The 17,154-nt window shown below is 70.8% G+C and carries 15 protein-coding genes; 5 read left to right on the top strand and 10 right to left on the bottom strand.

What is annotated here, in order from left to right:
- Positions 1-56: 56 nt before the first annotated feature.
- The 3 genes from FKR81_RS34240 to FKR81_RS34230 are packed head-to-tail and all read left to right on the top strand — an operon-like array spanning position 57 to position 4,536.
- The gene (locus FKR81_RS34240; RefSeq protein ID WP_235921963.1) at positions 57-1,994 is read left to right on the top strand and encodes a PEP/pyruvate-binding domain-containing protein; all 1,938 of its coding nucleotides are present in this window, start codon (positions 57-59) and stop codon (positions 1,992-1,994) included.
- Positions 1,991-3,160, top strand: a complete 1,170-nt coding sequence (locus FKR81_RS34235) for an MFS transporter (RefSeq protein WP_186763344.1) — start codon at positions 1,991-1,993, stop codon at positions 3,158-3,160. The genes FKR81_RS34240 and FKR81_RS34235 overlap by 4 nt, the downstream gene beginning before the upstream one ends.
- Positions 3,157-4,536 carry an ATP-grasp domain-containing protein gene (locus FKR81_RS34230; protein WP_146358376.1) on the top strand — a complete coding sequence of 460 codons (1,380 nt, stop codon included), beginning with the start codon at positions 3,157-3,159 and terminating at the stop codon, positions 4,534-4,536. The genes FKR81_RS34235 and FKR81_RS34230 overlap by 4 nt, the downstream gene beginning before the upstream one ends.
- Here the strand turns inward: FKR81_RS34230 and FKR81_RS34225 are convergent.
- The 4 genes from FKR81_RS34225 to FKR81_RS34210 are packed head-to-tail and all read right to left on the bottom strand — an operon-like array spanning position 4,502 to position 7,353.
- Entirely contained in the window at positions 4,502-5,104 is a 603-nt protein-coding gene (locus FKR81_RS34225; protein WP_146358375.1) for a hypothetical protein, read from the bottom strand. The genes FKR81_RS34230 and FKR81_RS34225 overlap by 35 nt on opposite strands.
- Positions 5,105-5,109: 5 nt before the next feature.
- A complete protein-coding gene (locus tag FKR81_RS34220; RefSeq protein ID WP_146358374.1) occupies positions 5,110-5,781 on the bottom strand; it encodes an RraA family protein in 672 nt (223 codons plus the stop codon).
- Positions 5,782-5,786: 5 nt separating this feature from the next.
- A complete protein-coding gene (locus tag FKR81_RS34215; RefSeq protein WP_186763342.1) occupies positions 5,787-6,392 on the bottom strand; it encodes a DJ-1/PfpI family protein in 606 nt (201 codons plus the stop codon).
- 1 nt (position 6,393) lies between these two features.
- Positions 6,394-7,353, bottom strand: coding sequence for a GlxA family transcriptional regulator (locus FKR81_RS34210; RefSeq protein WP_186763341.1), 960 nt, complete (start codon positions 7,351-7,353; stop codon positions 6,394-6,396).
- Positions 7,354-7,462: 109 nt separating this feature from the next.
- Here FKR81_RS34210 and FKR81_RS34205 point away from each other — a divergent pair, with 109 nt between their 5' ends.
- Positions 7,463-7,903: a hypothetical protein gene (locus FKR81_RS34205; protein WP_146358372.1), complete on the top strand. Its 441-nt coding sequence runs from the start codon at positions 7,463-7,465 to the stop codon at positions 7,901-7,903.
- Positions 7,904-7,912: 9 nt separating this feature from the next.
- Here the strand turns inward: FKR81_RS34205 and FKR81_RS34200 are convergent, their stop codons facing one another.
- Positions 7,913-8,353: an Lrp/AsnC family transcriptional regulator gene (locus tag FKR81_RS34200; RefSeq protein WP_146358433.1), complete on the bottom strand. Its 441-nt coding sequence runs from the start codon at positions 8,351-8,353 to the stop codon at positions 7,913-7,915.
- A gap of 2 nt (positions 8,354-8,355) precedes the next feature.
- The gene (locus tag FKR81_RS34195; RefSeq protein WP_146358371.1) at positions 8,356-9,480 is read right to left on the bottom strand and encodes a M24 family metallopeptidase; all 1,125 of its coding nucleotides are present in this window, start codon (positions 9,478-9,480) and stop codon (positions 8,356-8,358) included.
- Between the two features lie 26 nt (positions 9,481-9,506).
- On the opposite strand from FKR81_RS34195, the gene FKR81_RS34190 reads away from it, so the two are divergent.
- Complete coding sequence (locus FKR81_RS34190) at positions 9,507-10,454, top strand: 5'-3' exonuclease (protein ID WP_146358370.1); 948 nt, start codon at positions 9,507-9,509, stop codon at positions 10,452-10,454.
- An 824-nt stretch (positions 10,455-11,278) separates the two neighbouring features.
- Here the strand turns inward: FKR81_RS34190 and FKR81_RS34185 are convergent.
- The 4 genes from FKR81_RS34185 to FKR81_RS34170 all read right to left on the bottom strand — a co-directional run bounded on the left by FKR81_RS34185 (position 11,279) and on the right by FKR81_RS34170 (position 17,067).
- The gene (locus tag FKR81_RS34185) at positions 11,279-12,988 is read right to left on the bottom strand and encodes an acyl-CoA dehydrogenase family protein (protein WP_146358369.1); all 1,710 of its coding nucleotides are present in this window, start codon (positions 12,986-12,988) and stop codon (positions 11,279-11,281) included.
- A 103-nt stretch (positions 12,989-13,091) separates the two neighbouring features.
- A complete protein-coding gene (locus FKR81_RS34180) occupies positions 13,092-14,261 on the bottom strand; it encodes a GNAT family N-acetyltransferase (protein WP_146358368.1) in 1,170 nt (389 codons plus the stop codon).
- A complete protein-coding gene (locus FKR81_RS34175; RefSeq protein ID WP_146358367.1) occupies positions 14,258-14,473 on the bottom strand; it encodes a hypothetical protein in 216 nt (71 codons plus the stop codon). Before FKR81_RS34175 ends, FKR81_RS34180 begins: the two co-directional genes overlap by 4 nt.
- Positions 14,455-17,067 (bottom strand): hypothetical protein, encoded by a 2,613-nt coding sequence (locus tag FKR81_RS34170; RefSeq protein WP_146358366.1) that lies wholly within the window; start codon positions 17,065-17,067, stop codon positions 14,455-14,457. The genes FKR81_RS34175 and FKR81_RS34170 overlap by 19 nt, the downstream gene beginning before the upstream one ends.
- Positions 17,068-17,154 lie beyond the last annotated feature (87 nt).

Below are 17,154 nucleotides of genomic sequence, written 5' to 3'. Positions count from 1 at the left end.
AAACACCAGCTGAGACGCTGTGGATTTAGTGCAGGTCAGCGGGTATCTTTCGCATCGTGAACGAGTCCGCGCTGGTCGGCGAACGGCTGACATTGTCAGCATTCACACAGCTGTCCGGAACATTGGGCGGCTATCCGTTCGTGAAGGTCGTGGTGGATCGTGAGACATCTCTCATCCACTTCATGGACAGTCGCGAGAACCTCTTTCACGTCAAGTACATCGCGGCCGAGATCCTGCACATCACCCCTGATGAGCTGGAACGGACCCTCGACCAGTTCAACTACGAGGTCTACCACCGGCCCGACCGCAGGTTCTGCCTGGGCATCCTCGCACTGCACGGCGGTGACCGGCGATTCTTCTCGCTGGAAACGGTCGAAGCGGACACGATGACCGCGGAAATGCTCCAGTACTTCTACACGTTCGTGCGAGAACACGTCGATCCGAGCCTGCCGATCCTCCTCAAACCTGCCAACCACCTGCAAGAAACGCACGTGGCGGGCATACCGGCGGATGAGCTCCCCCGTGTGCTGAGTCATGAGCTTTTCTCATCTGCGCCGTTCGTACCGCTCAATCCCGGTACGACCGAAGGGCGGCTGCGAGTCTTCCGTACGGACGACGAATATCACGCTGCGCAACGGCCGGAGTGGCACGACATCATCGTGATGCACCGGGTGCCGGACGACATTCCGCGGCTCGCCGGCATCGTGAACTCCGAGCACACCACGCCTCTTTCGCACACGAACGTGCTCGCGTCCGGATGGGGCATCCCGAACGCCATCCAGGTCGGCGTGCTGGAGGAGGTCGTCGCCCTCGACGGCGAGTGGGTGCGCTACGAGGTCGACGCCAACGGCACCGGGATCGTGCTGGAGCCCATCGAGCGTCCCGCGTCGGCCGACGCCAAGCCGTCCTGGCTGGCCACGGCCATCACGCTGGACGAGCCCGAGGCGGAGTCCGGCCGGATCCTCCCGCTCGCCGAGCTGGGCTGGCGCGACCACGTCCGCTACGGCACCAAGGCCGCGAACCTCGGTGAGCTGTGCGAGGTCGCCGCGTCCGGCTCGAACCGGTGGCTCGGCTTCTACCGGATCGCCCGGCCGCCGCGCGACAACCTGCTGTCCTACCTGGCGCGGCTGCTCGACACCGACGAGGCCGGGATCGACGACGCGGCGCGCGCGCTGTTCGCCGAGCACGTGCGCGTCCCGCGTGGCATCGCGCTGCCGTTCTCGCTGCACCAGCGCTTCCTCCAGTCGTCGCCGCGCATCCAGCAGACGATCGGCAAGCTGAAGTTCGCGCTCGAGGTCGACGTGCCCCAGGTCGACGCGATCTGCGTGGAGCTGCAGAACCTCATCCGCGCCACCCGGTTCCCCGACGACCTGCTGAACCTCGTCGACGAGGCGATCATCCGGCACCTGTCCGGCGTCGGCACGTTCGTGGTGCGCAGCTCGTCGAACGCCGAGGACCTGGCCGGGTTCTCCGCGGCGGGCATCTACGAGTCGGTCAACCACGTGAGCGACGCGCGCGGGATCTTCAGCAGCATCAAGGAGGTCTGGGCGTCGCTGGTGTCCACGCGCAGCAGCAAGCTCCGCGCCCAGGCGGGCATCTCGCTGGACGACGCCTTCATGGGCGTGGTGATCCAGGAGCAGGTGCGCGCGGACTTCGGCGGCGTGCTCGTCACGACGAACCCGATGAACCGCAACGACTTCCGCAACGTCTACCTCAACGTCTCGCCCAAGGTGACCGACGTCGTCGAGGGCGGCGACGCGCCGTTGCAGTACCTGTTCAACACCGTCGAGGGCGGTGGGCGGACCGTGTCGCTCGGCGCCGCCGAGTCCGATGTGGACGACAAGACCAAGCTGCGGCTCCAGCAGCTGGCGCTCGCGGGCAGGCTGCTGCAGTCGCACTTCTCCCCGGACTACCGGTTCGGCCAGCCGGTCGACATCGAGTGGGCCGCCGACGCCGAGCACTTCCACCTGTTGCAGCTGCGGCCCTACGCGTGAACGTGATCCGCCTGTACAAGGCGTTCCAGCTGTGCAACGGGCTGCTGTGGTGGCTGCCGATCTTCTACCTCTACCAGCGCGACATCGGGTTGAGCGACCAGGAGATCTTCGGCATCCAGGCCATCTACTACGTCGCGTTCTGCCTGCTGGACGTGCCGACGGGGGCGCTGGCCGACCGGTTCGACTACCGCCGGTTCCTCCAGCTCGGCGCGATCACGATCACGATCGCGAACCTCGTTCCGGTGTTCGTCCAGAACTACTGGGGCATGCTGTCGCACTTCCTGCTCATCGCGCTGGCGTACTCGTTCACGTCCGGCGCGGGCAGCGCGTACCTGTACGAGTACCTGCACCGCACCGGCCGAGACGACGAGTACAAGAACGCCGAGGGCGGTGCGCGCGCGTACAGCCTCATCGGCCGCGTCGTGTGCCTGCCCGCCGCGGGTGTGCTGATGCAGTGGCACGCGACGTCGCCGTACCTGTTGTCCGCCGCGGCGACGCTGGTGGCGCTGTTCTTCGCGTTGCGGCTGCCGCCGTTGCCGCCGGGCGAGCACCGCCACGAGCAGATCGCCGTGACGCGGGCGTGGCGGGTGCTGCGCGCGTCGCCCTTGCTGGCGCTGCTGATGGTGCAGGGCGTCGCGATCTTCACGCTGGTGCGCATCCTGCAGGCCAACCTGTTCCAGCCGGTGCTGGACGCGAAACACCTGCCGGTGGCCGGTTTCGGCGTGCTGATGGCCGTGACGACGCTGTTCGAGGCGGCTGGTGCGGCGCGGCCGGGGCTGTTGCGGCGCAAGGTGAGCGACCTGCGCGCGGTGTTCCTGCTGACCGTCGTGATGGCCGTGTGCCTGGCGCTGCTGGTGCCGCTCGGCATCGTCGGCGTGGTCGTGTGCCTGTGCGTGTTCTCGCTGGCGTCCGGCCTGTCGTTCCCGGTGCAGCGGCAGCTGGTCAACGACGCGATCACCGACCCGCGCAGCCGCGCGACCCTGCTGTCGATGGAGTCGCTGATCGACCGGGCCGTGTGCTCGCTGGTGATCTTCGCGCTCGGCGGCTACCTGTCGCGCGGCGCGATGAACGACTTCCTGCTCCACGCGGCGATCGGCACGGTCCTGCTCATGGCCGTCGTCGCGACGACGATCCACCTGGTCCGCACGAAGGAGCGCTCGAGGTGACCAAGATCCTCTACCTGTACGTCAAGGGCGGCCCGCCGCTGGAGCACTCGTTCCCCCGCATCGCGGGGAGAGCCGAGCTGCACGTGCTGGCGCTGATGCCGTTGCCGGACACGGCGGTCGACCAGTGGCGGCCGGTGTGCGCGAGCATCACCGAGGCGTTCGACGCGCCGCGCGGCAAGGAGCTCGTCGAGTTCGTCGCCGAGCACGCCGCGGCCATCGGCGCGGACGCGGTGATCACGCTGTCCGAGTTCGCCGTGCTGCTCGTCGCGCACGTCGCCGAACGACTCGGCCAGCGCGGTGCGAGCGCGAACGTCGTGCGGGCGCGGGACAAGCGGCTCATGCGCGAGACGTGGCAGGCGGCCGGCGTGCCGATCCCCCGGTTCCGGCGCGTCGAGTCCGAAGAGGACCTGCGCGTCGGCGTCACCTCGCTGACACCGCCCGTGCTGCTGAAACCGGCCTGGGGCGCGGGTTCCGTGGCGCAGCTCGTGCTGAACGACCCGGCCGAGGTGCCCGCCGCGTGGCACGAGGTCGGCGAGGCGCTGCGGCTGGGCGGCGAGGTCGGCATGAACGAGCTGTACCAGTCCGGCACCGACGCCGACCTGCTCGTGGAGGAGATCTTCAGCGGCACCACCGAAGGCTGGTACGACGCCCCCGGCTACGGCGACTACGTGAGCGTCGAGGGCATCGTCGCGGACGGCGTGTACCGCCCGCTGTGCATCACCGCGCGGCTGCCGGTGATCCCGCCGTTCACCGAGGTCGGCAGCACGGCTCCCTGCGTGCTGCCGGAACCGTTGCAGCGCAGGATCGAGGACGTGTCGCGGCAGGCCGTCGACGCACTGGAGCTCGGGACGTGCGGCACGCACACCGAGATCAAGCTCGGCGCGGACGGCTCGGTGACGGTGATCGAGACCGGCGCCCGGTTCGGCGGTGTGATGATCACGCGGGAGATCGAGGAGGTCTTCGGCATCGACCCGATCGCGATGCTCGCCGACGAGCTGCTCGGCCGGGACGTCGACTATCCGGCCCGCATGCACGTCACCGCGGGCCGGGCCGCCGCGTCCGTCGCGGTGATCCCGACCGACGCGGCCGGAAACCCCTGGCGCACCACGCCGTTGTGGCGGCCCGACCTCGTCGACTGGTCGGCGATCCTGTCGCCGGGCAGCGCGATCGAGCAGGTGCCCGCGTTCTCCATGCCGGTCGGCGACCCCGTTCCGGTGTACGACACGTCCGGTGGGTCGCGGAACTGGCTGGGGCTCTTCGTGGTGACCGCTCAGGACGCGGAGACGCTGCGGCGCGACTGCATCGCCGTGCTGGACGGCCTGGAAGCCGCGCTGGGCGCGGTCAGTCCCACCGCACCCGGATCCCCTCGTCCTTGAGCCGCTGCACCACGGCGGTGACGAGCACTCTCGCCTCCGTGTTGCTCATCGGGTCCGCGGGTGGCCGGGTCCAGTGGTCCACGAGGGTGCTCTTGATGATCGACCACTCGTGGTCGCCCGTCACGAGCAGCTCGCCGTGGACGTCCTTCTCGCGTTCTCCCAGCCGGCACGTGATCAACAACCCGCGGACGTGCGGGCGGGAGATCGTGACGGTGACGTCCTCGGGCGACACCGCGTCGACGAGCTGCTGGGCCAGCACCGCTTCGGGATCCTCCTGCCGCAGGTAGCGGAAGTGGATCTCGGCGGGCGCGCGGACGTCCCGGCCGGTGATCCAGCGCGGCGCCTCCCACTGCTGGGCGACCACGGCGTGGACGGTCCCGTCCGCGACGACGAGCCAGGTGGCCTCACCGCCCTGGATCGTGGCCAGATAAGGACATTCCAGCACGTTCCGCACGGCGATCTCGATCGTGGGGTCGCCGAGCAGCTCGAGGAACATCAGGTGCGGCGCGTTCGTGTCGTCGCCCATGGCGACGCTGTCGCGGGTGACCCGGACACGGGTGAGCTGCACGCCGGTCATTCCTCGATCGCCCCGCCCACGGCGCGCAGGTGGTCGCGGAACGTCAGGCCGGGATTCTGCTCGCGGCGCTTGAGGAAGGCGTCGAAGCGGACCTGGCTGCGCAGCGACTCGCCGTCGCGGATCAGCTCGGCCTGGCGGCGTTCCGTGTCGCGGATGCCCTCGGCCAGCTCGATCACCCGGTCCAGCTGCGCCGCGGGCACGAACACCACGCCGTCGTCGTCGCCGAAGACGACGTCCTCGCGGCTGACCGTCCACTCGCCGAAGGACGCGCGCTCGAGCGCGTCCTCCGGCCGTGCGCGGATGCTGAGCGGACCGGTCGGCATGGTGCCCGCGCTGAACACCGGCAGCCCGATCGCCCTGATGTCCGCGGTGTCGCGGTGCAGGCCGCGGATCACGACACCCGCGAGCCCGGCCGACCGCGCCTCCAGCACGACCAGGTCGCCGACGCAGCTCTCGTCGGTCCGGCCGTCGTTGTCGACGACCAGGACGTCACCGGGTTCCGCGGTCTCGAACGCTTCGAGGAACACGTCCACGCTGCCCACGTGCCTTGCCGGGAGCACGCGTCCGCTCACGCGGTGGCCGGGTTCGACGGAGGTCAGGGACGCGCATCGCACCGGGACGCCCGCGCGGATGCAGGCGTCGGCGAGGTGAGCCGTGGTGAGATCCATGCAGCTCAGCCTAGAAGCGCTTTGAGGCCTTCCGCGATCTCCGGTCCGATCTCGTCCTGGGTGAACGGCGGCTCGGGGAAGTACTCGATGGCGAGCTGCACGGTCTTCGCGCCCGCGTCGGTGAACTCCATCGCGACCAGGCGGAGCGCCATGTCGATGCCCGCCGACACGCCGGCCGCGGTGATCACCTTGCCGGACTCGACGACGCGGTCGGTGCTGACCTCGACGCCCTGCGACGCCAGCAGGTCCCGGACGGCCCAGTGGGTGGTGGCGACGTCGACCAGTCCGGCCGCGGCGAGCAGGGTCGAGCCGGTGCAGACGGACGTCGTGTACTTGGTCGTCGGGTGGACCTTCCGCAGCCAGTCGATCATCGGCTGCTGCTCCAGCGCTTCCTTCCAGTGGCCGCTGCCGGGCACCACGACAACATCCGCGCGGTCCATCTCGGCGAACGTGGTCGTCGGCACCATCGTGAGGCCCCGGTCCGCGCTGACCGCGTCGCGCGTCTCGGCGACGAAGTGCGACCGGATGCCGGGGATGCTCGCGAGCACCTCGTACGGGCCGACCAGGTCGAGCGCGGTCATGTTCGGGTAGAGCACGAAGGCAATGTCCATTTCAGGCAACCCCAGTCGTCTGGAAGCGGGCGCGGTAGCTGCCCGGCGGGACGCCGAGCACGCGCAGGAAGGCGCGGCGCATGGTCTCGGCGGACCCGAAACCGCTGCGCCGCGCGACGGTGTCGAGCGGTTCGCTGCCGGTGAGCAGCTCGGTGGCGACCTCGACGCGGGCCCGTTCGACGTACTGGGCCGGTGAGACGCCGACGTGCTGCGGGAAGAGCCGGGCGAAGTGCCGGGTGCTCATGGCGGCGCGGCGGGCCATGGCGGGCACGGTCCAGTCGCGCGCCGGGTCGTTGGTGATCTCGTCGAGCAGGCCGCGCAGCGCGTCGTCGCGGACCGGCTGGAGCCGGCTGCGGACGCTGAACTGCGACTGCCCGCCCGGCCGTTGCAGGAACACGACGAGGTACTGCGCGATCCGGCGGGCGAGCGCCGCGCCGTGGTCCTGCTCGATCATCGCGAGCGACAGGTCGATGCCCGCCGTGACGCCTGCCGAGGTGACGACGTTGCCGTCGGCCACGAAGATCGCGTCGCGGTCCACGTCGGCGCCGCTGGTCTCCAGCTCGTCGAGGAACGCCCAGTGCGTGGTCGCCTTGCGGCCCTTCAGGAGTCCGGTCTCGGCGAGCACCAGCGAGCCGGTGCAGATCCCCGCCACCCGTCGCGCTCTCGCCGCGATCCGCTTGACGTGTGCGCACAGCTCGGGCGTGCGGGCCGCCTCGCCGTAGCCCCAGCCGCCGGCGACGATCAGCGTGTCGGCCTCGTCGACGTCGGCCAGGTCGGCGTGTGCGCTGATCTGGACGCCCGCGGTGACCGTGATCGGCCCGCCGCCGAGCGACGCCACGGTGACCCGGTAGCGCGGTGCCACCCCGAAGTTGGCCCCCTGGAACACCTCGATCGGCCCCGCCATGTCCAACAGCGCCGCGCCGTCGTACCCGACGACGACGATCTCCCGAACTCTCCCCATGGCTCCAGCCTGGAGGAGGCGTGGGGTGGCCGCAATGACACGTCGCCCTCGGATTCCGCCATCCACCGATTCGGCCACCTGGACGCGTCCGACCGGCCAGACTGACCGGGTGAAGATCGCGCTCCAGGTCGGTCTGGCCTGGGTTCTGGGGATTGTGATGTACGCGGCGATCGGCTGGCTGGCCCTGCTGGCGTTCGCCGCCGAGTCCGCCGAGCTGTTCCTGTTCGCGAGCGTCCCGGTCGTGGTGGTGTACGTGTGCCTGGGGCTCGCCGCGTACGACGTGGACTGGTACCTGCGGCCGGTGTGGGGGCTCGTGGTCGGCGCGGGCGGCATCGTCGGCACGGTGTTCGTGCTCCGGCTCGCCGAGCGCTGGGAGCCGGAGTGGCTCGCGTTCCTGACCGCGGGCTCGGCCTACGCGGTCATCGCGGCGCTGTTCGCCCGCAACTGGTGGGTGCGCGGCGCGGGCGCGCTCGTGCTGGCCGCAGTGCTCGTGCTGGCGCCTGCCCAGGTGTGGGACAGGTTCTTCGACACCTGGGCACGGCTGGGTTAGACCGCCTGGTTAGACGGCGGGCGGGCGGTCCTCGTACGGCGTGGACAGCACGACCGTCGTGCGCGTCGACACGTTGGCCGCCTCGCGGATCTGCCGCAGCAGGTCCTCCAGCGCCGACGGCGAGGCCACCCGGACGCGCAGGACGTACGAGGCGTCCCCCGCGACCGAGTAGCACGCCTCGATCTGCTGGAGGTGCTCCAGCCGCTTCGGGTAGTCGTCCGGCGCCGCGGGGTCGATCGGGAACAGCGAGATGAACGCCGTCAGCGGCAGCCCGATCTCTTCGCCGTCGAGCCGCGCGGCGTAGCCCTTCAGCACGCCGCGCTGCTCGAGCCGCTTCACGCGCTGGTGCACAGCGGACACGCTGAGCCCCACCCGCTCCGCGAGGTCGGTGAAGCTGCACCGCCCGTCGGCCGCCAGCTCCTTGAGGATCGCCCGGTCGATCGGCTCCAGACTCAAAGCACCACCAGCTCGTGTGGACGGTTGTTGAAGGACTCGACCCCGGTCTCGGTCGCGACGACGATGTCCTCGATCCGCGCGCCCCAGCGGCCGGGCAGGTAGATGCCGGGCTCGACGCTGAACGCCATGCCCGCCTCCAGCGGCAGCGCGTTGCCGCTCACGATGTACGGCTCCTCGTGCACGTCCAGCCCGATGCCGTGGCCGGTGCGGTGCACGAAGTACTCGCCGAACCCGGCGTCCGCGATGACCGTGCGCGCCACGTTGTCGATCTCCTCGCACGTGACTCCCGGCTTCACGGCGTCGACCGCGGCCTGCTGCGCGGCCTGCAGCACGGCGTAGGTGTCCCACACGTCCGCGTGCTTCGGCTCGCCCAGCACGTACGTGCGCGTGGAGTCGGAGTTGTAGCCCTCGGCGACCGGGCCGCCGATGTCGATCACGACGACCTCGCCCGGCTCGATCACGCGGCCGGAGTCGCGGTGGTGCGGCGACGCGCCGTTCGGGCCGGAGCCGACGATCACGAAGTCCGCGACCGTGTGCCCCTCCTCGACGATGGCGGCGGCGATGTCCTTGGCGACCTCGGCCTCGGTGCGCCCGGCGCGCAGGAACTCACCCATCCGCGCGTGCACCCGGTCGATCGCCGCGCCCGCCTTGCGCAGCGCCGCGATCTCGGCGGCGTCCTTGCGCATGCGCAGCTCGCGCAGCACCGGCCCGGCCAGCGTCTGCTCGCCGCCGACCGCGTCGCGCAGCCGCACGTTGTGCAGCGCGGGCATCATGTCCGCGACCGCCACCCGGCCCGTGCCCTTGAGAGCGGCCCTGACCAGCGCGTACGGGTCCTCACCGTCGACCCACGTGACGACCTGGACACCCAGCTCGTCGGTCGGGATGCCCGCGTAACCCGGCTGCTCCAGCTTCGGCACGACCAGCACCGGGGTCCCGCCGACCGGCAGCACGAGGCAGGTGAGCCGCTCGAACGACTCACCGCCGGCGCCGATCAGGTACCGGAGGTCCGATCCGGGCGAGATGAGCAGGGCGTCGATGCCTGCCTGCTCGGTCGCCGCGGCGGTGCGCTCCAGTCGCGCCTTGAGTGCAGACACGTCGATGGGTCCGGTGATCGTTGCCATGGCCGTGAGCCTAGTAGTTTGACGTCGTGAGCTCTCCTCTGGTGCTGCTGGACTCCGCGAGCCTCTACTTCCGGTCGTACTACGCGCTGCCGGACTCGATGACCGCGCCCGACGGGACGCCCGTCAACGCGGTGCGCGGCTTCGTCGACACCATCGCGCGCGTCATCATCGAGCGGGACGCGTCCCGTCTCGTGGCGTGCCTCGACGCGGACTGGCGGCCGGCGTTCCGGGTCGCGGCGCTGCCGTCGTACAAGGCGCACCGCGTCGACGACGGCGCGAACGACGGGTCCGAGGAGGTGCCGGACACGCTGACGCCGCAGATCCCGATCATCCTCGACGTGCTGGACGCGGCGGGCATCTGCACCGCCGAGGCCGACGGCTACGAGGCGGACGACGTGATCGGCGCGCTCGCGCACCGCGAGAAGGTGTCGCCGGTCGAGGTCGTCACGGGTGACCGCGACATGTTCCAGGTGGTGCGGTTCGAGCCGACCCCGGTGAAGGTCGTCTACGTCGGCCGCGGCTGGAACAAGGCCGAGGTGCTGGGCCCGGAGGAGCTGGCGGTGAAGTACTCGCTGCCGGTCGAGTCGGCAGGCAGCGCGTACGCGGACATGTCCGTGCTGCGCGGCGACCCGTCCGACGGCCTGCCCGGCGTCGCGGGCATCGGCGAGAAGACGGCCGCGAAACTGATCACCGACTTCGGCTCGCTCGACGCACTGCTCGCCGCCGTGACCGACCCGCGCGACCGCAAGCTCACCACCCGCGCCCGCAACAGCCTGATCGCCGCCGAGTCCTATCTGGCCGTCGCGCCGACCGTGGTGCGCACCGCCCTGGACGCGCCCGTCGTGCTGGACCGCGACGACGCCGTGCCTGCCGCGCCCGCCGATCCCGACCGGCTGCGTGAGCTCACGCAGCGCTGGGGGCTCGGTAGCTCGGTGCCTCGGCTCGTCAACGCCATGGAGCGCCGGGCGCACTAGGTCCCGCGAGCGCCGGCCGGCGCGCCAGGTCGCGATCGGCGCCTGCGGGCCAGGTCGCGCTCGGCACCAGCGGAATGCGCCGGGGCCGCGCGGCACCAGCCGCACAGCAGGCCGCCCGCGCTCAGCACCAGCCGCGCGTTCGGCATGAGCACCGCTACCCGGCGATCGGCGCCTGCAGCAGGCCGTCAGGGATCGCAAACGCGCCGACCTGTGTACCGGCAGGTCGCGATCGGCGCCACCGGCGATGCGGCCTGATCGCGGTCAGCAGTGGCCCGCAGAGAGCGGGGCGTGCGTAGCGGCCACTGAGCCGGCGAGATAGCACCCAGCGCCAGTAGGTGCACCGGATCGCGCGGCACCAGCCGCATTGCGGGCAGGAGCGCGATAGGCACCGGCCACAGCGAGCTTGACGCGACCTGGCGCCAGCAGGCCGCGCTCCACGTCAGCCACAGGCGGGCCCGGCGCAGTCCGACACCAGCCGCACAGCGGGCCGGTCGCGTTCGGCACCAGCGGGCTGGGTCGCGTTCGGCACCAGCGGGCTGGGTCGCGCTCGGCACCAGCGGGCTGGGTCGCGCTCGGCACCAGCGGGCTGGGTCGCGCTCGGCACCAGCGGGCTGGGTAACGATCGGCGCCACCACCGAAGCGGGCCAGCAGCCGCAGGGCGCGTTTGGCACCGGCCACGGCGAGCTGGAGGCAATCGCGCCGGCAGGCCGCGCCAGGTCAAGCTCCACGTCAGCCACAGGCGGGTCTGGCGCACTCCGACGCCAGCCGCGCCGCAAGCTGGAGCGCGCTCGGCCCCAGCCGCCGCGTTCGACGCGAGCAAGCCGCTACCCGGCGATCGGCGCCTGCAGCAGGTCGTCGGGGATCGCGAACGCGTCGACCATCGTGAGCGCGTGCGGGGCCAGTTGCTCCGCGACGGCGTCGATCTCCGCGGCCAGGCCGCGGACCTGGTCGGCGGTGAGGTGTCCCTCCGCGAGCAGCACACCGGTGTGCGGGGCGAGGCGCTGCAACGCGAACAGCCGGAAGGTCAGGTCCAGCGCCGCGCGCGCAGTACCGGTAGTCCCACGAGCGGCGGTGAGCAGCGACTGCGCGGCGAGCCGGGTGGCGTGGGCGTCGACGAGGTCGAGCGCCGGGTTGACGGCGTTGTTCCACCGGTTCGACGCGGGTCTGCGAAGCCGGGTGCGGGCGAACCGGTGGCGGTAGCGCTCGTGCCACATCAGCAGTGCGAGCAGGGAGTCGTTGTCCTGCAACGAGATCACGGCGGTGTCCACCGTCGGTGGGCGGTAGCCGCGGCCGATCAGCATGTCCGCGCCCGCCTTGGACCAGATGACGAGGTTGTCGCCCTCCGCGGTGATCGCGCCCTCGGTGGGCAGCAGCGCGTCGACGATCCGGTTGACCGACAGCAGGCCCTGTGCGCCGCACCGTTCGCGGCACTCGATCAGCACTTCCCTGGTCCGCCAGGTGAGCCAGCCCTTCGCGACCGAGATGAGGTTGTCGACCTCGAGCGCGTCGGACTCACCGCGCCCGACCAGGCGGCGGGTCGCCGAGCGCAGCAGTGCGGTTCCCGCGTAGGCGGTGGCCAGTGCGCCGAGGAGCCTGGTCTGGTTGCAGCGGTAGTCGAAGATCGGCACGGTGCCCTTGCCGGTCGACGCGAACGTCTGCCGCTGGTGGGCGTAGCGGATCGCGATGGCGACCGCGCCGCGCATGGCGCCGGCACCGGCGGCGCTGAGGCACAGCTTGCCCGCCGTGACCCGCTGGACCGACCGCAGGAACCGGCGGCGCCTGTTGGCGATGGTGCTGCGGAACTCGCCGTCCTCGGTGAGCGTCCCGTGGTCGCCGCCGAGGAACGCGGACCGCGGCAACGTCACGTGCTCGAACGACGTGATGCTGTTGTCCAGCGCGAAACCCGGCTTCTCCGGCATCGGGTCGACGGTGACGCCAGGGGTGCCCGTGAGCGGCACGAGGAAGAGGAAGACACCGCAGTCCTCACCGCGCACCACGAGCCGTGCGGCGACCAGTCCCGACTTCGGGCCGCCGGTGGCGCCCGCGTTCGGCATGAACTTCCGCGCGCGGGGACTCGGTGTGTGCAGGTCGAACGTGCCGGTCTCGTGCTGGTAGGTCGCGGTGGTCTCGAGGTCCGCCGCGTTGTTGCCGAAGCCGGTCTCGGTGATCAGGATCGTGCCGTACCGCTCCAGCGCGGCGAACGGCGCGAGATCGACGGTCCGCTCGCGGTCGAGGTCGAGAACGCTGCCGAGGAACAGGTTGTAGTGGATGTTGGCCTGCGAGGCGAGTGTTCCGTCGACGAAGCCGGCCCACTCGTGCAGCGCGATCAACCGCTCCGGATCGGACGCCAGCTCCTCGGCCGACGCGATCTCACCGTTGATCGCCCTGACCCGCCGATAGCCGAGCTCGGCACGCTCCACAAGGGACAGTCCGTCGCGGTACCGGAAGACGTCTCCGCAGAACACCTTCACCCACGGGTGGTGCAGATCGTCGAACCGCGAATCGAACAGCAGGTCTTGCAAAGCGTGCAGCATCGTCACTCCGGTGAGGAGAGCAGTGGGGTTGCTTTCACCCTACGTTGCGCTCACGCCCGGAAGCTCTGCGTGACGAAGCGAGACGGCGACCGTGGCTGTTGGATTAGAAGTACGTGCCGCACCAAGGAACTTCCGACACCGCGAACAGCCGATCGGCCGCGGCCGGGTTGCTCCCGGTGGCGCGGTTCGCGGTGACGAGCTGGCGGAAAGTGGTGTCTCCCAGGTACAGCGCGCCGAGCAGGTCGACGCTGAGCTCCACATCGGGCGCCTGATCGGTGCGGCTCGCGCCGTCCGGGGTGATGAGATAGCTGCCCGTGTTGACGGGAATCAGCCGGTCGGTCACCCCGACGACGACCGGGTCACCGTCGGCGTAGGTGCGCTGCGCCAGCATGAACGGCACGTCGATCAGCCGCAGCCACGTCTCGTCCTCGAACTCGGTCACCTTCACCGCGCGCGGGTCGGTGAACAGCCACTCCAGCGGCTCGTCGAGCGGGCGCAGCCACGCCTCGACCTCGTCGACCAGGTCGATGCCGATGAGGTAGCGCCACAGGTCGGCCCACGCGGCGGGCGACGCGGCGCACAGGTCGTAGACCTTGAGCACCCGCTCCTTGTCGCCGTGGTCCACTTTGTAAACGACGAAACCATCGTCGCCGTCCGGTCCACTGTGGACGGCAGAGACGAGGTTGTCGTCCGGCTTGATGTTGCCGAACAGGTTGAGCTCCCACCACCCCGTCCACCGGCCGATCGCACCGGGCCGCTTCATGCCGACGGAGTCGTGCAGCTCGGGCAGCAGCTTGCCCGCGGTGTCCCGGTCGACGAGGCGCACCCGCCCGGTCGCCTCCCCCGGCACGGCCGCGCGCCGCCGGTCGACCCGCACGGTCCGGCCGCGCGTCGCCACGCCGTACCCGAACCGCCCGTAGATCACGCCCTCGGACGCGCGCAGCGTCGCGGCGGGCTCGTCGAGCGCGTCGAACTGCGCGCGCATCATCGAGCTCAGCACACCGCGCCGCGTGTGGTCCGCGCGCACACCGACCCGGCTGACCGCCGCGTGCGGCACGACCGCGCCACCGGGGAGCACGAGGCTCGACCCGAACGACTGCACCGTGCCGACGATCTCGGCACCGTCGAACGCGGCGTGCGAGCGCCCCGGTTCGTACGAGTTGCGCGCGTGCTCCCACACCTCGTCGGGGGCGGCCGCGTGATGCAGCGTGCCGCGGAACAACGTGTGGTGGTCGCGGTACTGGGACTCGTCGAGCACGCGGATCTCGGTCACGCAGCGATACTGCCGCGCACCGCACCAGATCGCGACTCAGTTACCGCTCCGCCTCCGCCGGATCCCCTCTCCGCACCCTCGGGCCGGCACGCCGGAATGCGGTTCACCGTGCGGACCTCGCCGAGGTCGACCGTGGCCGCAGTCCCGCGGACGACCACGTAGTAGACCCGCACACCGGGCAGGTCGCGTGCCCTCAGCCACGGGTCAGCCACCGCCGTGCCCTCTCCCGCCACGTGCCCGCGCCACGGGTGAGCCGCTCCGCCTCCTCGGCGCTGATCGCCAGGTACGGCTGGAAGGGCGCTTTGCCCTCCAGCCGGGACAGCTCGTCCGTGGGGACCCACTCGCCGGGCCGGACGAACTTCTCCTCGGCCTCCCCGCGCCGCCGGACGACCACGAGCGCGTTGCCGACGTCCAGCGCGGCCGCCAGGTCGGCGAAGATCGCGAAGTACCGGTCGTCACCCGCCCGTTCGGACTTCTGCCTCTCCGCCCTGACCGACTGCGTTTGGTAGAACACGGCCATGGTCCCGCTGGACTCGGAGAACTCCTCGGCGACCAGCTCGGGCTCGGTGCGCACGCGCTCGAACAGGTCGGACGGTGCCCACTCCAGCACGTCGCGAGCGAGTGCTTCTTCGACGCTTCCCGTCAACCGGACGATCGCCACCCGGCCCCGGTCGCCCCGGACGTCGAAGTAGCGGGTGTGCTCGGTCGCCGCGATCCTGCGGGTGACCCGATCCACGTCCGCCGCGGTGATCGGCACGGTCTTCACCTGATGGGGCGCCCGCGTCGTCCGCCACTCACCGTCCCGCACGAACGTCTCCCACGGCTCGGTTCCCTCAGCCGGACACCGGATCACCGCGTACGCGGCGTCGAGGTCCATCACGTTGCCCCGGTAGTCGAAGACAGCGAAGTAGCGGTGGTCGTCGGCCGGTTCGGCACGCTCCTCCGCCCGCCTGAGGAAGATCATCTTGGCGAGGCGTTCCGACTCGTGCGCGGTGATCGGCACGGCCACCTCGTCCCCCGGTCCCGGCTGTCCGACCAGCCGCAGGGCCGACTCGAGGTCGACCACGTCGTCCCAGCGCCGGAAGACCGCGTACCCGGCCCCGTAGTGCTCCTGCTGCTTCAGGTACCGGTGGTCCCCCACCAAGGTCCCCATGAGCTCGACAGCCCGGTCCGGCTCGATCTCGTCGACGGTCGCCGCCCGGCGCAGCAGATCGGACACCTTCCACCCGAACTCGCCGGTGAACGCGAGCTCGCTCGGAGCCGCGTGCCGCGGCGTCGACAACATCACCACGGCGGGCGGACCGTCGTCGGCCGTGACGGCGTAGTAGCGCCGCCACCCGTTCCACCTCTCGTCGAGCTTCCGCCGGAGGTGCTCCGCCTCGGCCGGGCTGATCGGCAGGCTCTCCTCGGTCCAGTCCCTGCCGCTGCTCAGCCGGTAGAGCTTGTCCGTGCTCCCCCATTGCCGATTCCCGGAGTACTGTTCCTCGCCCGACGGCGTCGAGCGCCGGACGAGCATGAAGGCGTTGTCGAGGTCGAGCGCCTCCAGGGTGCCGTCGAAGATCGCGAAGTAGTCGTACTCGCCCACCCACTCGCCGACCTGCCTGGCGTGCCGCACGCGGTCGTGGACGTAGAACTCCTCCTGCCGGGCGGCCCCCTCGGTGACCGCGCGCACGGTCCACCGCGGCTGGTCGGCCAGCGTGCCGGGCAGGTCGTACGGCCGCCAGGCGAGGTCACGGGTGAACGCGTCGCCGGCAGTGCCCGTGAGCCGGACGACGGCCACCGCGGTGGAGCGCCGGTTCTCCCGCTCCTCGGCGTCGTCGGTGACCACGAAGTACCTCGGCTCCTCGGAGGAAGCGATCCGCCGGGTGATCCGTTCCGCCTCGTCCGCGGTGACCGGCAGGTTGCTCCACTGGAAGAACAGCTCGCCGATCCGCAGCGGTGCCGCCGTGCGCAGCCACACCCCTTCGGCGAAGAACACCTCCGCGCATCCGTCCCGAGACCGCCGGACCACGCTGACCGCCAGATCCGGGTCGGGCTCGGCGAACTGGCTGACGAGGTCGGCGAAGTAGTCGTACTCCCCCGCCCACTCCGTTCGCTGCCTCTCGTCCCGGACGGTGTGCGCGAACTCGAGCAGCTCCGCCTGTCCCTGTCTCGGGTACTGGAACCGCTGGAAGGTCAGATCCGGCCGGTCCAGCAGGTGCGACGGCGCCCACGCGAGGTCGCGGGTGTACGCCTCCTCGGCGCCCCCGACCTCGCGGACCACCGCGAGCGGCTGCCCCGCCCCGTCGCGGACGAGGGTGTACCGGGGCGCGATGAGCCGCTCCTCGTGCCAGTCCATCTCCCGCTCGGCGAGCCGCAGGCACACGTCGGGGTGTCCGTCGCCGTCCCGGATCTCGTCCAGCCGGTTCGCCGGCCGCCACTGCCCGTCCCGAGCGAGTTCCTCCTCGGGGCCGTCCGGGAGCGCCCTGCGGATCAACGTGTACGCGTTGTCCAGCAAGAAGGGATGTGCTTCGGCGGCGCGGAAGATCGCGTACCGCTCCAGGTCGTCGGAGGCGTGCGCGATCTCGCGGCCCCGCGCCGTGATGATGAACAGCAGGGCGTCGGCGGCCTGCTCGTCGGGGAGCTCCTCGAGAACCAGGTCCGTCCAGCCGCGCCAGCTGAACCGCTGCCCCGGCGGCGTGCCGATCTGGTCGCAGGTCTCCCAGTACAGGCCGTCGGTGTAGGCCTCGTCGGCGCCCTGCCACATCCGGCCCACGGCCCGCAGCACACCAGAACTGTCGTGAATGGCGAAGAAACGGTTGTCCACGTCGGCCCCCCAGCCAGTCCGCATTGGACACTTGATCTTACCGCCGGGAACGCGAAACGGGAGCCCCTTGAAGAGGACTCCCGTTGT

The sequence above is a fragment of the Lentzea tibetensis genome (assembly GCF_007845675.1).
Taxonomy (GTDB): Bacteria; Actinomycetota; Actinomycetes; order Mycobacteriales; family Pseudonocardiaceae; genus Lentzea; species Lentzea tibetensis.
This window is presented reverse-complemented; position numbering and strand designations above follow the sequence as displayed.

Coding starts and splice junctions, on each gene's coding strand:
- FKR81_RS34220 (WP_146358374.1), bottom strand. CDS start 5,781: ATGGATCTCACCACGGCTCACCTCGCCGACGCCTGCATCCGCGCGGGC.
- FKR81_RS34215 (WP_186763342.1), bottom strand. CDS start 6,392: ATGGACATTGCCTTCGTGCTCTACCCGAACATGACCGCGCTCGACCTG.
- FKR81_RS34210 (WP_186763341.1), bottom strand. CDS start 7,353: ATGGGGAGAGTTCGGGAGATCGTCGTCGTCGGGTACGACGGCGCGGCG.
- FKR81_RS34195 (WP_146358371.1), bottom strand. CDS start 9,480: ATGGCAACGATCACCGGACCCATCGACGTGTCTGCACTCAAGGCGCGA.
- FKR81_RS34185 (WP_146358369.1), bottom strand. CDS start 12,988: ATGCTGCACGCTTTGCAAGACCTGCTGTTCGATTCGCGGTTCGACGAT.